Origin of the sequence: Bacillus cereus group sp. N24, assembly GCF_016483345.1 — a bacterium.
GTDB classification, from domain to species: domain Bacteria; phylum Bacillota; class Bacilli; order Bacillales; family Bacillaceae_G; genus Bacillus_A; species Bacillus_A toyonensis.
The window spans coordinates 71,021-86,261 of the sequence record NZ_JAEHCA010000005.1 but is presented as its reverse complement, the minus strand read 5'-3'; the positions used below and the strand labels follow the sequence as shown (position 1 = coordinate 86,261).

Here is a 15,241-nt window from a genome sequence, read left to right as displayed (position 1 = left end):
TTTCATTCCCCCGTTCTCTTACGTACAAACAAACCATATTCTATTGGATGATGAAAACTTAATTTACTAGCTAATTTTTGCGAAGAAATATTGTCTACATAACAATCCCAACACGGTGTAATATCATTTTGTATACAATGTTCAATGAAACGTGTTGCGACAGCTTGAGCTAACCCTTTCCCTTGATACGCTTCATGCGTCACGATATCAATTTCAGCAAATCCATTCCCACTAAATATCGAAACACATTCCGCTACAGTCATCCCATTTTGTTCTATACAAAATCCAAAACCATCATTCAAAAATGCTTCATTTGATCCCCAATATTCTTTATAATACGCCTGTGTAAATTCATTACTTCGTTCTATATCTCTTCTATCAATACGCTTCACTTCATATGTATGTTTGTTACACTCTCGCTTTCTCTCTTCAAAGATTACTCTTTGAAATTTCATTCGCGGGATTTTCCGAAGCACATTACTAAAACGCTCTTCTAACATCATTTCCCACTCTTCACTCGAAGTGAACAATGTAAATCTTTTCTCTGTTTTTTCAATGGCCGTTTTTATATACGAAAATACATCTTCGTTATAACTTTCATCTTGCGTATTACCAAATAAATAATGAATGCCATTAGCTGTGATAATTAGTCCTGCTGTTAACTCCTCGTTTGCAAAAACCCTACCATCTATCGTTTGATCACATACTGCATAAGCAAAAGTTGTGGTTCTTGTATTACTTTCTAAAATCGAAAGTATTTTTCTATACTGGGCTACAGATAATTTCCTCATAATTGCTCCACTATAATCGTATCAGCCTCTATATTTTCAAAACAAAGATTTACAGTTCTCTTGAATGCTCTCGTTCTATGAATCGTACATGCTGGAATTAAGATAGAATCATTCGGCTTTAAAACCGCTGTTTCTCCGTCTTGAAAATCGATAAGTAATTCTCCCTCTAACACAATAAATAACTCATCCGAATTAGAATGATAGTGCCAATCATATTCACCAGTAAATACAGCGATTCGTAAGCAATGACTATTTACATTTGAAACGACGAAGTTTTTATGTTGATCTTGAATGCCCTTTGTTAATTCAATTAAATTCACAGTTTCCATCTTTCGTCTCATCCTTTCATTAGTCGTTCTTCTGAAAAAACAACTTAGTCTCCTCCACCTCCGCAATCTCCTCCACCATCAATTGAGCTGCTACAATCGTTGCTACTGTAGTCACCAAATCCACTTGATGAACTTGAAGCGTATGAAGATTTCTTTCTCTTTTTTCTTTTCCTATCTCTCTTACGTTCATGACTAGGCCATACTGTATCAAAGAATATAACGAATAAAACTAATTCTATTACGGCAAGTATAACCTCTAAAATACTCTCAATAATATTCGGGGTTATCCCAAAACTGTAAAGCACCCCAAATGAACCCATACACAAAATCACATACAGAACCATACAAACATACCGAAACGTTTTTTCTATCATAATGACTATTTTTTTTGAAGTTGGAATGTTCTGTTCCTGTTTTTTCTTTATATATTTTTGTCTCTTAGCTTGCTTTTTCTTCTTATTTTTTCTCCCCATTGAATCCCCTCTTTTTATTTTATAATTCTAAATTATCACAACTACTATCTATTAACATCAATAAGTAACAATTTTTTACATATTATTCCCTAAAAAAAGACCCTCCTCATAAGAGGAAGGTCTCTAATGTATCTCTATTATGATAAAGCAGGAGCTTTTTCAAGAAGCTCTTTTGCATCAGCGTATTGTAAGCCGTGTGCTTCTGCAACTGCTTCGAATGTTACATATCCATCTAATGTGTTAATACCTTTTAGTAATGCAGAATTGCCTAAGCAAGCGTCTTTATAGCCTTTGTTAGCAATTTGTAATGCATATGGTACTGTTACGTTTGTTAATGCAAGAGTTGATGTACGTGGAACCGCACCTGGCATATTTGCAACTGCATAATGAACAACGCCATGTTTTTCGTAAGTTGGGTTGTCATGAGTTGTAATACGGTCAGTTGTTTCGAAAATACCACCTTGGTCAATCGCAATATCTACAACGACAGAACCTGGTTCCATTGATTGAATCATTTCTTCTGTTACAAGTTTTGGCGCTTTTGCACCTGGAATTAATACCGCACCAATAACAAGATCAGATTCTCTTACTGCTTCTGCAATGTTGTAAGGATTAGACATTAACGTTTTTACTTGGTTACCGAAAATGTCATCTAATTGACGAAGACGTTCTGCACTTAAGTCGATGATTGTTACATCTGCACCTAAACCTACTGCAATCTTCGCTGCGTTTGTACCAGCTTGACCACCACCGATAACTGTTACTTTGCCGCGTTTCACCCCTGGAACGCCTGCAAGTAAAATACCTTTACCACCTTTGTTTTTCTCAAGGAACTGTGCACCGATTTGTGCAGACATACGACCAGCTACTTCACTCATAGGTGCAAGTAATGGTAAAGAACGATTGTCTAATTGTACTGTTTCGTATGCAATTGATACCACTTTGTTATCAATTAATGCTTTCGTTAATTCTGGTTCTGGAGCTAAGTGTAAGTATGTGAATAAAATTAAACCTTCGCGGAAATTACCGTATTCACTTGCAACTGGCTCTTTTACCTTCATAACCATATCTTGGTTCCATGCTTCTTCAGCAGTTTCAACAAGTTTCGCACCAGCTTGTACGTATTCTTCATCTGTAAAGCCAGATCCTAAACCTGCTCCTTTTTGAACAAAAACTTCATGACCATTTTGTACTAAATGTACTGCCCCCGCTGGCGTCATTGCCACACGGTTTTCATTGTTTTTAATTTCTGTTGGAATACCGATACGCATTATTAGTTCCCCCTTGAGTTATGAAATGACCCCTGAATCATTTTTTAAAGCGCTTTCTACGCCCTTATATTCTAACATAATATCTCAATATTTGACAAAAAAATAACACAAGTTTTCCGATAGATTTAATATTACATGAAAGGACAGTATTATCCGCATCTCTTAGTATGAAAGATAAACTGTCCAATTATTTAAAACTCCATTTTATTTTGTTCTATCGATGTCTATGAATAACATCCACTGCACCAGTCACTTCAATAATTGTACCGGTAATCATATCGGAATCGTCCTCACATAAAAACGAAATCGTTCTTGCGATATCTTCACCTGTTCCAGATCTACCAATTGGTGTGTTATGACTTTTCAGCTGGCGTGCTTCTTGAATTGTCGCCTCTTTCATTTCACCAATAATATCACCAGGACATACCATGTTCGCAGTAATACCGTATTCCGCTTCTTCGTAAGCAACTGTTTTCGTTAATGAAACAAGTCCTACTTTTGCTGCCGCGAAAGCTGAGCGATAAATCCATCCCGGTGCACTATCTGCCCCTTGAAATCCGTAATTAATAATACGGCCAAAGTTCTGTTTTCTCATGACCGGAACGACAAGTTTTAATAAATGAAATACCGCTGTTAAATTGCCCTGAATCATTTCATTCCATTCTTCTTCTTCATAATCGACTAACTTTTTCCGTTCAAATACATATGGACCAGCATTATTAATTAAAAAGTCAATTTTGCCAAAACGGCTCATCGCTTCTTCTACTATTTTATGTAAATCTTCCTTTTTCGTGACATCCGCTTGCACGAATTGTAGACGCTCTTCCATATTTTTATATGTTTCTTTCATCGTTTCCATAGCCGTTATATCGCTATGATATGTTACTGTTACTGAATAGCCTTTAGCCAATAATTTTTCTGTTACTTGCTTTCCTAAACCTTTCGTACCGGCTGTAATGAGCGCATGTCTCACAAAACTGCCCCCTTTTAAATTGCTATAGTTCATATGTAACAAGTTCTCGCACCAATTACAACTAAAATGAATTAAAACAAAGTTTTCAAAATTCTGTAACGTTTCCGACAAGCACATTACCAAAATTTGTTTTATAATAAAGTTGTAAAAGGTAATAAAAATGATTGGGAGGAATTTACTATGAATAATACATATACAAATATTTTAATCGCGGTGGACGGTTCTAAAGAAGCAGAAAAAGCCTTTAAAAAAGCAATTCAAGTCGCAAAACGAAACAACGCAACATTAACAATTGCTCATATCGTTGATGTAAAAGCATACTCAGCAGTAGAAGCTTATAGCCGCGCAATTGCTGAACGTGCAAATCTATTTGCAGAAGACTTATTAGAAGACTACAAAAAAACTGCGCTTGAAGCTGGTCTTGAAAATATTGAAACTGTATTAGAGTTTGGTAATCCTAAATCAAAAATTTCAAAAGAAATCGCTCCAAACCATAAAGTAGATTTAATTATGTGTGGTGCAACTGGTTTAAATGCTGTTGAGCGTTTCTTAATCGGTAGCGTCTCTGAACATATTATTCGCTACGCGAAATGCGATGTCCTTGTTGTTCGTGGTGATGAGGAGCAAGGTGATCTTTAATTCATAAATAAAACACCAAGTCCACATGTTTTACCGAAGGATACGGAAAATTAAGTTCGAGGCCCGAATGAACAATAAATACATGTTGTTAAACAATGATAATAAACGAAAAAGGAGTGGGTAATCCACTCCTTTTTTTCACGACATGCCTTTATTCATAGGAATAAGTCTGCTCTGTTTTTTCTCTATTCTTGCATGGATTTTAAAATCCTCATTTTTCAATTGATTGTTTAATCAAGTTTACACTGTATTCTACTTAATTCTTTGAACAATTGGATGGTCGTCTTTTAGTTGCAACAAATCCCATAAATTCCCGTATAAATCCTTGAATACTGCAACTATTCCATATTCTTGCTCTTTCGGCTCTCTTACAAATTCTATTCCTCTTGAAATCATTTCATTATAATCTCTCCAAAAATCGTCAGTATTTAAGAAAAGAAAAACTCTGCCGCCTGACTGGTTACCAATAAAAGAATCTTGCTCCGGTTTAGATGCTCTAGCCAGTAATATTGTGGTGCCGACTGAACCAGGAGGTGATACCACTACCCATCTCTTGTTTTGCTCTGGCTGATATATATCTTGGACTAGTGTGAAATTTAGTTTCTTTGTATAGAACTCTATTGCCTCATCGTAGTCTTTTACTACTAATGCGATATGAACTATTGATTGAACCATTATTATCCCTCCTATTATTACTGAATAAGCAAATTATAGTATAACATTTCTTACTTTAATCTATCTGTTAGTTTAATAACACAGGCTCTTGTTTTTCTTCATTTCACATACTTCACTATAAATACAAGACAAACAACCACTACAACAGCTACTGCCAACACATAAGGCGGAAGAAACTTCAAAGACCATAACGCCATCATGATTGTCGCAATCGTTAAGTACGCTTGCTTTGCATCTTCTGTCATTTTTTTACGAAGTAAGAAAACGTACAAATAGCCAATTGGCGGCGTAATAAAGCAAAGAACGTATATGATTTTTGATTTTAAATACCACTTTTGTTCTCCAAGTTTCTTTATATCCCCTTCAATTCTCTTACTCTCTTGTTCTCTCACTTCTTCTACAAGCGGGACTTCCTCTTCTCCTCGCTTTTCTTTCATATAAGGAAGAAAGTGCATAAAAAAATAATATGCGAATACGAACGCTCCAAATCCAATATTTAATCTTTCTAATGGAATATGTTCACTAAAAAAAGCAGCAGTAAGCACTAAAGACAAACAGTACGTCATCATCCAAAATGAACGTTTTCTCTTTTTCCGTTCCATTTCTTTTTTGCCTTGTATATCTTTTCTTTTCGAAAGCCATATAGAAATAAAGCAATCTACTACAAATAGAGCAAAAATAAATATCACAACGTGTACTGTTTCTACATCCTCAAATGAAAAGATATTTGGGAATGCAACATGTAATACAATTAATGTGTACAAAATTAGCCCTATAAAATAAATACGTCTCATTTTCCATCCCTTTCTTATTTCCTAACATTACGTTAACATACATTTTTTAGAAATAGACGGACAAAATATATATGTTGAAAAAAGGAGGATGCTATATGGATGATTCTGAACGCATTATTTTAGACGTGAACGGCAAAGAAATTGAAATGCTAGATACGATTCGCACTCATTTTAAAGAGAAACACGGCGTTGAACTAAGTAATGGTGCATTACTTCGTGATTTGATGGATATTGAGTATATTCGAATTACAGAAGATCGACATAAGTATGATTAAGCGATGAAATTTTAAGCCTAGAACAGACTGTTCTAGGCTTAATTACATTCCCACTAAAAATGTTATAATTAGGAAAAATACGTGTGGAGGATACCAAAATATGAAATCTGAAAATATCTCAAAGCATTTTCATACGTTACATGTACAAAGAAGCCAGTTCCTTCCTCATCTCCATTCACTATCTCAAGAACAACTGTGGTATCAGCAAAAGAATGGAAAATGGTCTATTGGAGAGCATTTTTATCACCTATATTTAATTGCAAAAATGCTAAAAGTAGCGATTAAATTCTCTTTCACTCTTATCCCTTATGCCAAGCTCAGAAGAAACACCCCATTTGCAACTGACATACATGACATTTATGCCGAATATAAAGAAAAGCATGGCAAAGGAATGAAAGCACCTTGGATTTTAATCCCTTCAAAAAAAGTCTATCAATCTATGAATGTAACTCAATTAGAAGAATTACTTACACGTGAAACAAATGAAATAAAAAAACTCGTTCAAAATATAGAAGAAAATATTGCAGGGCATATCGTATTTTTAGATCCAATTGCTCACTATCCTAATTTGATTCAATCTATTCAACTATTAGCGATACATGAGAAACATCATTTTATGATTATGAAATGATAAATACTCCTGTAAAAATCTAAATACAAAAAGGTAAGGTACTTTCTATAAAAAGCACCTTACCTTCTATCTCATACATCATTTAATTCCTACAAATTCTCCGACTAACCCTTTCGCCTTCTCCAAAGCTTTTTCAATTTGCTCAAACCCAGTCCCGCCAGCACTATTACGGCGCTTTACAGCGGCATACGGCGAAAGAACTTCATACAAATCTTCTTCAAATAACGAACTCATTTCTTTATACGTTTCAAATGGTACATCTAATAAATAAATTCCTTTTTGTGTGCAATGTAGAACTAACTTCCCAACAATTTCATGAGCTTGACGGAATGGCAGTCCTTTACTTGCTAAGTAGTCCGCAATTTCTGTTGCGTTAGAGAAATCTTGGGTCACAGCTTGCCCCATTTTTTCTTTGTTTACAGTCATCGTTTCCAGCATGCCTGCCATAATATGAAGGCATCCTTCTACTGTTTTTACTGTATCAAACATTCCTTCTTTATCTTCTTGTAAGTCTTTATTGTACGCGAGCGGTAATCCTTTCATTACTGTAAGTAAACTGAATAAATTACCGTATACTCTGCCTGTTTTACCGCGGATTAGTTCCGCCATATCTGGATTTTTCTTTTGCGGCATAATGCTGCTTCCCGTTGCGTATTGATCGCTCATTTCAATAAATTGAAACTCTTGGCTACTCCATAAAATAAGTTCTTCGCAAAAGCGTGATAAGTGCATCATGAGCATAGATGAGTTACTTAGGAACTCCAATATGAAATCACGATCGCTTACTGCATCTAAACTATTTTCATAGATTCCATTAAATCCAAGAAGCTCCGCACTATATTCACGATCAATCGGGAATGTTGTCCCAGCTAACGCTCCTGCTCCTAATGGCGAAATGTTAATACGCTTTAACGAATCTTCATAACGATTCACATCACGCTCTAACATCCAAAAGTAAGCAAGAATATGATGTGCAAATGATATAGGCTGCGCACGTTGCAAGTGCGTATAGCCAGGCATAATTGTTTCAATATTATTTTCTGCTTGATGAACAAGAACAGTTTGCAATTGTTTTGTAGCTTTTATAATATCTTCTACCTTTTCTTTTACATACAAATGCATATCTGTCGCTACTTGGTCGTTACGGCTTCGGCCTGTATGAAGTTTCCCTCCTACTTCACCAATTTTTTCGATTAACATCTTTTCAATGTTTAAATGAATGTCCTCAGCTTCAACTGAGAAATGTAACTTATTTTGTTTCGCTTCTTCTAATAAATATTGAAGACCTAGCTTTATTTTCTCGGCTTCTTCTTTCGTAACGATGCCTTGCTTTGCTAGCATCGTTACATGTGCAATACTCCCATATATATCTTGATTGACTAATTGTTGATCGAAGGAGATGGACGCTCCAAACTCTTCAACCCACGCTTCCGCTTCTTCTGTAAAACGTCCGCCCCAAAGTTTGCTCACGCTTCCACCTTCTTTTGATTCACTTGGCTGTATACTTTCGTTGGTAAACCGAATAATGAAATGAATCCAACTGCTGCATCATGATTAAATTCGTCCTGGGCAGTATATGTTGCTAATTTTTCATCGTATAAAGAGTATTCAGATTTACGTCCTTCTACAATCGCATGACCTTTAAATAATTTCACACGCACTGTACCTGTTACATTCTTTTGCGTTTCTTGTAAAAATGCATGAAGCGCTTGTTTTAAAGGCGAGAACCATAAACCATTATAAATAAGTTCTGTTATTTTCTGTTCAATCACCGGTTTAAAATGTGCTACTTCTTTCACGTGTGTTAAATCTTCCAACTCTTTATGCGCTGTAATTAACGTCATTGCTGCTGGGCATTCGTATACTTCACGAGATTTAATACCGACAAGACGGTTTTCTACGTGATCGATACGTCCAACGCCATGTTTTCCAGCAAGGGCATTTAACGCTTTAATTAGTTCTGACAGTGAATATGAAGTACCATTTAAAGTCATCGGCACTCCTGCTTCAAATCCAATTTCTACAAACTCTGGTTTATTCGGTGTATCTTCTAATGCTAATGTCATTTCGTATGCATCTTCTGGCGGCGCTGCCCATGGATCTTCTAAAATTCCACATTCGTTGCTGCGTCCCCATAAGTTTTGATCGATTGAGAATGGGCTATCTAAATTAATTGGAATTGGTACATCGTTTTCTTTTGCATATGCAATTTCTTCTTCACGTGACCACTTCCATTCACGTACAGGCGCAATCACTTCTAAATATGGATTCAATGCTTGAATAGAAACTTCAAAACGAACTTGGTCATTCCCTTTCCCTGTACATCCGTGTGCAACTGCAGTTGCACCTTCTTGTTCTGCGATTTCTACTAATTTTTTCGCAATAAGTGGACGAGATAATGCAGAGACAAGAGGATATTTCCCTTCGTATAACGTGTGTGCTTGCATCGCCATCAATGCATATTCATTCGCGAATTCTTCTTGAACATCAATCATATACGATTTAATTGCACCTACTGAAAGTGCTTTTTCTTTTACAAACGCTAAGTCTTTTCCTTCTCCTAAATCTAAACAAAGCGCGATAATATCATAATTCTTCTCTTGTAACCATTTAATTGCAACGGAAGTATCAAGACCTCCGGAATATGCTAATACAACTTTTTTCTTCTCCATTTTGCATCCCCCTAAAGAATAAATATTCATTATTTCTTATAATAATTCAAACTTTAACACCTTTCATAAAATGAATCAAGGGGAATTCATAATTTTTTTTCAAACAATTTCGTCGAATTTCTTTCTTTTTTTATGTAAAATAGAGGCAGGAAATTGGAGGTGTGTCTATGGAAAAGTATTTTATATACAATGAACATCTAGGAATTGCAGTGCCAAACATACAAGAAGAATGGGAAGACATCTCTGAAAAAACACAGCATGGTATTTTATTAAAATGGGAGCAAATTCGCGGAAAAATACCTGATCGTATAAAAGAGCTTGAACATTACATTAATCAAAAACAACATCGTTTAAATAACGAAGATAATTTTGAAATTTCCTGTAGGCTTAATTCTGAAATAGCTGATTTAGCCTCTATTATTAACGACCTTTGGCTTTGGTATCGCCTCACTCAAAATGTATCTGAGGGAAAAGCACACCAATGAAAAAAGCATGCCCCTCATTCACTTTGGGTCATGCTTTTTTGTCGTGACAAGCTTTGCAATATATTTCTTGCGCCGTTTTTGCTAAACATACATCAAACGGACCTACTAATATACTTCTTTCTTTCGGCAACTTCACAAAAGCAACTAGCTCTTCTTCATATTCAATCTTTTTCTGACATGAAACGCATTTTAATTCTCTTCTTTTAAACATGTCTTTTAGCATATCTCCACTCTCCCTTTCATCTATCTATATTAATATAACATGTAAAAAAATGACACATTACAAAGTAAGGTATTCATATACTATGTACAAAAGGAGGCCTCAAAATGATGCGAGCTTTCATTATTATCGCTTTAACATTTTTAAGTGTGATTAGCTGGGATGCATTTTTTAAAGATAAAGGTGACGAAAACAATACAACTGAATAAAAAACCATCTTTGCTTACTTATTGGACAAACTTCTAAAAACTGTCCAATCCTACAAAATAAGTTAGGCTTTTCTACAAAAATATTTAAACATAACAATTTTTGTAGATTCCCTCCGTTTATTGTCGGTTTCCATCCGCATACATTTTTTGAAAGTATGATATAATAATATAAATCTTGAAGGAAGGGATTTTGATATCATGATCGCTCGAAGGAGCATGTGGCATCGTATTGACGAATCATACACGTAGCGTATTTTTCAGCTCAGATACTTTAGTCTAGCGAAAAAAATACGAGAGTGGGGAAATTATGATTGCCCGAAGGATAATTTGGCAAAAAAAAGACTCTTCTTACACGTAGCGTTTTGTTTAGGACTTAATTGTTATTAGCTAAACAAAACAAAGAAGAGCAGGATTGCTAAATGACGAATCCTACTCCACGTTTTGTTTAGTCGTTTTAAGACTTAAACTAAAACGAAGGTAGGGAGAATTGATGGACGAGAGGATTATTCGTTATTTCTTCAGCGACATATAGCGTAGTTAGTTTTTTCGTAAACTAACTGAAAGCTACATGTGAGCTCGTAGTTAGTTTACAACACAAAAAAGACTACTAACTACGGAAAGAAGGAATAACGATGAGGAACATCCAAAGTCGACAAATTATTAAAGAAGTTTTTATGGTTTTAATCGGTTCATTTATTTTAGCGGCAGCGCTATATCACATTCACTTCCAAAACCACTTAACAGAAGGTGGCTTTGTAGGTATTGCACTATTCATCCAAAATTTTTATGATATTTCACCATCTATTTCAACTGTAATAATGGATATCCCAATTATTTTACTGTGCGCTTCATTTTTAGGTAAAAAAATGGTTGGCTATTCATTTTTAGGTTCAATTTCATTCGGAGTATTTTATTCCCTTATGGAAAATTATTCTCCATTTACGGTAGATTTATCAAACAATTTATTTATAGCTGCAATAGTTGGCGGTGCTTTAGCTGGTATTGGACTCGGTTTTATATTGCGATTTGGCGGTGCAACCGGTGGAGACGATATTTTAACAATTGTATTAAGTAAACGAACTCGTTTTACAATTGGGCAAATTTTCTTCGTCTTTGACGCGATTGTTCTTGCGCTTTCATTATATTATTTAAATTGGACAGAAATTGCTTTTACTATTCTTTCAATTGCCGTACAGGCAAAAACATTGGATTTAATTTATTATCCAAAAGCAGAAAAAGCAGCAGAAAAGCAACCAGTATCTATTCCAATGACCAAAAAACATGCAACAAATTAAAAAAGCGAAAGGCTTCGGCCTCTCGCTTTTTTTATGATTTTTTTTCTTTCTCCATTATGTGGCGCACTTGATAAAATCGATTCGCAAATTCAGTAACATTTCTTGTTAAACGATAATTTACTGTAGATCCGATTGCCATTCCGATGACTGGGATACCTTGGAATAATTTACGACGAAGAGCATAAATTGAAAATGTTTTCAAAATTTGCTTTAACAAAACTTCGGTAGAGGCTGTTTGTAACACTGCTTCGTCTCCTTCATAAAAGAACGAATCTTCTTGCTCCAGCTCTCGTAGCAAGTTGTACCAAGCGTATTGCTGAAGTCTTCCTGGCAGTAATGACGCATGAAACACCTTTAGCGCCAGCATCATTTCGTAAGGCTTGTTCACATCATGCCCAAACGATGTTGCAATAAGTTGGACAGCCTTCACATTTAACGCAATCATAACTGGAAAATCAGCTGTCAATAATAATAAGCCTCCAGCACCCGTTGCTCCGCCTTGCACGAATGAATATAGACGATGACGTGCTGTTTGTTGCTCTGCTATGTATGTTAACTGATCAATAGATAATGCTTTCAAATCTTCAAGTTGTTCAATTGATTCATTAAATAATCTCGATGTTCCTAAAATACGATTACGTGCATCTAATTGTGATTGTGAACTTTGAATCAGTGCATGCAAATGAAAAAGCCATCCATCTGCTTTCGTAAAGAATTCTTTTCGTTTTTTCTCAGGTAATTTCGCAACTGTAGTATGTAACCATTTATCAAACACTTTTTGAAAATCGGTCGCTTCTTGCTCAACTAATTGCGCTTCCCATTCCTTTATATTGTCTAAAATGGCTTGTTCTCGCTTCGATCGCATCGTAACAACCACCTCGTTCGATTTTTTTCTATTGTAACATATATCTGCTTATTCTTCGCAAATATACTTGTCTATCTCTATTCACATACCATTTTTTAATGACATAAAATATTAGCAAAAAGGATGAGATGAATCACATGAATCTATCCAATATAAAACAAAAGTATAATGCTGTATTTAGCTTAGGACAAAACTGCTGGCCTGCTTGGGCTTTATATCAACTAGGATTATCCCCATTTTTTGGCGTTATTGATTTTATGCTAAGTCCTTCATTAGAGAAAGTAAATTTATTATTACAAAATCGCTTTCACCGTTTTTTAGAATTAGAAAATTTGTCCTTCATCTCATTTTGGGATGATGATGCGAAATTAAGACTACGAGACAACATTTATGAAATTGACTCCTGCCATGACTTTAAAACAGATGTAAATACACCAACTTCGTGGCCTTCTTATACAGATATTAAATTAAATTATGAGCATCGGATTAATCGTTTTCTAACTACAGTAGAAATGGAAGAATCCATATTGTTTATTCGAACCGGGGGAACATATGGAGAAGCACTTTCTCTTGAACAAATTTTATCTCAAATGGTCAAGCATAACTTCTCCGTCCTTTTATTACTTCCTGCCGATGTACCAACTATCACTGAAGAAGATTGGGGATTACAAAACATTTGCGTTATAAAATGCCCAGTAATGGATATATACCAGTACAATGAAGCATTTTGGAAAGAACTATTAGACGGTATTACAATTAGCTCAACAACGTGAAAAAAAGGTGATTTTCTCTATATTTCAACTTATAATTATCCACATATAAGTGAATAAGGAGCGATCACATTCATGTACCCACGTGCAAAATCCTTTGGTATTGTTATACATCACGATCGACTTCTACTACAAGAATATAATATAGACAATGAAACCTATTACCGTCCTCTTGGTGGATCAATTGAACTCGGAGAAAAATCAGATGAAACAGTTATTCGAGAGTTTAATGAAGAGCTTCATACAGAAGTAGAAATTATCGATTATTTAGGTTGCTTAGAAAACATCTTTCATCTAGATGAGGAAATTGGTCATGAGATTATTCAACTATATTCTTTGCGTTTATTAGACAGATCACTATATGAAATGGAAATAGTGAATATACAAGATGAGCAAACAGCGTCATATGCAAAATGGGTTCCCATTACTGCATTCATTCAGAAGGAAAAATTATTATATCCAGATGGAATTTTAAAATATATTAAAAATAAAAAAGACGAAATCCTATAGGATCTCGTCTTTCTTTTCATATATTAACCAATATCTCCAAGACGTAGTACGTCACGAGCGATCATAACTTCTTCGTCAGTTGGAATTACGATAATTTTTACTGGAGAGTGAGGGAAGCTGATGAATGCTTCTTCACCGAATACGTTATTGCGTTTTGCATCGAAGTATACGCCCATGTACTCAAGGCCTTCTAATACGCGCTCACGAATAATTGCACTGTTTTCACCTACACCAGCTGTAAAGATGATAGCGTCAACGCCTTTCATACGAGCTGTGTAAGAACCGATGTATTTATGGATACGGCTTACGAACACGTCAAGTGCTACTTTCGCACGGTGGTCGCCTTCTTCTTCTTTCGCAATGATGTCACGTAGGTCACTAGAGTAACCAGTAAGACCTAACATACCACTCTTCTTGTTTAATACGTTAACTACTTCTTCTACAGTTTGACCTGTTTTTTCCATGATGTATGGAATTAACGCAGGGTCAATGTTACCAGAACGTGTACCCATTGTTACACCAGCAAGTGGAGTGAAGCCCATAGAAGTATCGATAGACTTACCGCCTTCTACTGCTGCGATACTTGCACCGTTACCTAAGTGACAAGAAAGTAGGCTTAAGCTTTCAATTGGACGACCTAATAATTCAGCCGCACGCTCAGTTACGTATTTATGAGAAGTTCCGTGGAAACCGTATTTACGGATACCAAATTTCTCATAGTACTCATATGGTAAGCTGTATAGGAATGCAGATTCCGGCATTGTTTGGTGGAATGCTGTATCGAATACTGCTACTGCTGGTACGTTTGGTAATACTTCTTGGAATGCTTTAATACCAACAAGGTTTGCTGGGTTGTGAAGTGGTGCTAAATCGCTTAATTCTTCGATTTCCGCTAATACTTCATCAGTAATTAAAACAGAATCCGCAAATTTTTCGCCGCCGTGTACAACACGGTGACCGATACCGCCAATCTCATCAAGAGATTTTACGATTCCGTTTTCAGTTAATTTGCTAAGAAGCATGTTAACTGCTACTGCGTGATCTGGGATGTTTGTAATTTCTTTTTGTTTTTCGCCATCTACAGTAATAGTGAAGATACTATCTTCTAAACCGATACGTTCTACTAAACCTTTTGTTAATACTGTTTCACTTGGCATTTCAAATAATTGGAATTTTAAGGAAGAGCTTCCTGCGTTAATCGCGATGATTTTTGACATCTAGTCTTTCGCCCCTTTTTCTCTTGGTAGTTGTGTGGATCATTCCACAAACCGCTCGATTTTATCTAATTAAATTCACTCACTATGAAAACGTTTCATCATCAGTAAATTTTATACTCACGATTTTAATTTAAACATCGTCCGACA

Annotated in this window: 19 protein-coding genes; 7 read left to right on the top strand and 12 right to left on the bottom strand. The window is 35.5% G+C overall.

Annotated features, from left to right (window positions below):
• Positions 1-2: 2 nt before the first annotated feature.
• The 5 genes from JDS95_RS10065 to JDS95_RS10045 all read right to left on the bottom strand — a co-directional run bounded on the left by JDS95_RS10065 (position 3) and on the right by JDS95_RS10045 (position 3,870).
• The gene (locus tag JDS95_RS10065) at positions 3-791 is read right to left on the bottom strand and encodes a GNAT family N-acetyltransferase (RefSeq protein WP_085450544.1); all 789 of its coding nucleotides are present in this window, start codon (positions 789-791) and stop codon (positions 3-5) included.
• On the bottom strand, positions 788-1,120 hold the full coding sequence (locus JDS95_RS10060; RefSeq protein WP_000450949.1) for a cupin domain-containing protein: 333 nt from the start codon (positions 1,118-1,120) through the stop codon (positions 788-790). Before JDS95_RS10060 ends, JDS95_RS10065 begins: the two co-directional genes overlap by 4 nt.
• Positions 1,121-1,164: 44 nt before the next feature.
• Positions 1,165-1,593 carry a hypothetical protein gene (locus tag JDS95_RS10055; RefSeq protein ID WP_085450543.1) on the bottom strand — a complete coding sequence of 143 codons (429 nt, stop codon included), beginning with the start codon at positions 1,591-1,593 and terminating at the stop codon, positions 1,165-1,167.
• A gap of 137 nt (positions 1,594-1,730) precedes the next feature.
• Positions 1,731-2,864, bottom strand: a complete 1,134-nt coding sequence (gene ald, locus JDS95_RS10050; protein ID WP_001219394.1) for an alanine dehydrogenase — start codon at positions 2,862-2,864, stop codon at positions 1,731-1,733.
• A gap of 214 nt (positions 2,865-3,078) precedes the next feature.
• Complete coding sequence (locus tag JDS95_RS10045; RefSeq protein WP_002039744.1) at positions 3,079-3,870, bottom strand: SDR family oxidoreductase; 792 nt, start codon at positions 3,868-3,870, stop codon at positions 3,079-3,081.
• Positions 3,871-4,017: 147 nt separating this feature from the next.
• Between JDS95_RS10045 and JDS95_RS10040 the strand changes: the two genes are divergently transcribed.
• On the top strand, positions 4,018-4,476 hold the full coding sequence (locus tag JDS95_RS10040; protein WP_001066677.1) for a universal stress protein: 459 nt from the start codon (positions 4,018-4,020) through the stop codon (positions 4,474-4,476).
• A gap of 252 nt (positions 4,477-4,728) precedes the next feature.
• On the opposite strand, the gene JDS95_RS10035 is transcribed toward JDS95_RS10040, so the two are convergent.
• Together JDS95_RS10035 and JDS95_RS10030 are read right to left on the bottom strand one after the other, a co-directional pair.
• Complete coding sequence (locus JDS95_RS10035) at positions 4,729-5,151, bottom strand: VOC family protein (protein WP_000250790.1); 423 nt, start codon at positions 5,149-5,151, stop codon at positions 4,729-4,731.
• Between the two features lie 98 nt (positions 5,152-5,249).
• Positions 5,250-5,945, bottom strand: a complete 696-nt coding sequence (locus tag JDS95_RS10030) for a hypothetical protein (protein WP_001252906.1) — start codon at positions 5,943-5,945, stop codon at positions 5,250-5,252.
• A 95-nt stretch (positions 5,946-6,040) separates the two neighbouring features.
• On the opposite strand from JDS95_RS10030, the gene JDS95_RS10025 reads away from it, so the two are divergent.
• A complete protein-coding gene (locus JDS95_RS10025) occupies positions 6,041-6,220 on the top strand; it encodes a hypothetical protein (protein ID WP_000342760.1) in 180 nt (59 codons plus the stop codon).
• A gap of 100 nt (positions 6,221-6,320) precedes the next feature.
• Entirely contained in the window at positions 6,321-6,851 is a 531-nt protein-coding gene (locus JDS95_RS10020; RefSeq protein WP_000834359.1) for a DinB family protein, read from the top strand.
• Positions 6,852-6,929: 78 nt separating this feature from the next.
• Here JDS95_RS10020 and argH read toward each other — a convergent pair whose 3' ends face one another.
• Positions 6,930-8,321: an argininosuccinate lyase gene (argH, locus tag JDS95_RS10015; protein ID WP_085450542.1), complete on the bottom strand. Its 1,392-nt coding sequence runs from the start codon at positions 8,319-8,321 to the stop codon at positions 6,930-6,932.
• Positions 8,318-9,523 carry an argininosuccinate synthase gene (locus JDS95_RS10010; RefSeq protein ID WP_000412311.1) on the bottom strand — a complete coding sequence of 402 codons (1,206 nt, stop codon included), beginning with the start codon at positions 9,521-9,523 and terminating at the stop codon, positions 8,318-8,320. The genes argH and JDS95_RS10010 overlap by 4 nt, the downstream gene beginning before the upstream one ends.
• A gap of 167 nt (positions 9,524-9,690) precedes the next feature.
• Between JDS95_RS10010 and JDS95_RS10005 the strand changes: the two genes are divergently transcribed.
• Positions 9,691-10,008 carry a hypothetical protein gene (locus tag JDS95_RS10005; RefSeq protein WP_000417202.1) on the top strand — a complete coding sequence of 106 codons (318 nt, stop codon included), beginning with the start codon at positions 9,691-9,693 and terminating at the stop codon, positions 10,006-10,008.
• Between the two features lie 28 nt (positions 10,009-10,036).
• Here JDS95_RS10005 and JDS95_RS10000 read toward each other — a convergent pair whose 3' ends face one another.
• Positions 10,037-10,231 carry a hypothetical protein gene (locus JDS95_RS10000; RefSeq protein ID WP_000910295.1) on the bottom strand — a complete coding sequence of 65 codons (195 nt, stop codon included), beginning with the start codon at positions 10,229-10,231 and terminating at the stop codon, positions 10,037-10,039.
• An 838-nt stretch (positions 10,232-11,069) separates the two neighbouring features.
• On the opposite strand from JDS95_RS10000, the gene JDS95_RS09995 reads away from it, so the two are divergent.
• Positions 11,070-11,732 carry a YitT family protein gene (locus JDS95_RS09995; RefSeq protein WP_001244520.1) on the top strand — a complete coding sequence of 221 codons (663 nt, stop codon included), beginning with the start codon at positions 11,070-11,072 and terminating at the stop codon, positions 11,730-11,732.
• 31 nt (positions 11,733-11,763) lie between these two features.
• Here JDS95_RS09995 and JDS95_RS09990 read toward each other — a convergent pair whose 3' ends face one another.
• Complete coding sequence (locus JDS95_RS09990; RefSeq protein WP_001256857.1) at positions 11,764-12,597, bottom strand: EcsC family protein; 834 nt, start codon at positions 12,595-12,597, stop codon at positions 11,764-11,766.
• 137 nt (positions 12,598-12,734) lie between these two features.
• Between JDS95_RS09990 and JDS95_RS09985 the strand changes: the two genes are divergently transcribed.
• Together JDS95_RS09985 and JDS95_RS09980 are read left to right on the top strand one after the other, a co-directional pair.
• Positions 12,735-13,370 (top strand): DUF1796 family putative cysteine peptidase, encoded by a 636-nt coding sequence (locus JDS95_RS09985; protein WP_001054284.1) that lies wholly within the window; start codon positions 12,735-12,737, stop codon positions 13,368-13,370.
• A gap of 72 nt (positions 13,371-13,442) precedes the next feature.
• Positions 13,443-13,877, top strand: a complete 435-nt coding sequence (locus JDS95_RS09980) for an NUDIX hydrolase (protein ID WP_000283514.1) — start codon at positions 13,443-13,445, stop codon at positions 13,875-13,877.
• Positions 13,878-13,900: 23 nt separating this feature from the next.
• Here the strand turns inward: JDS95_RS09980 and ackA are convergent, their stop codons facing one another.
• Positions 13,901-15,094 carry an acetate kinase gene (gene ackA / locus JDS95_RS09975; protein WP_000034585.1) on the bottom strand — a complete coding sequence of 398 codons (1,194 nt, stop codon included), beginning with the start codon at positions 15,092-15,094 and terminating at the stop codon, positions 13,901-13,903.
• Positions 15,095-15,241 lie beyond the last annotated feature (147 nt).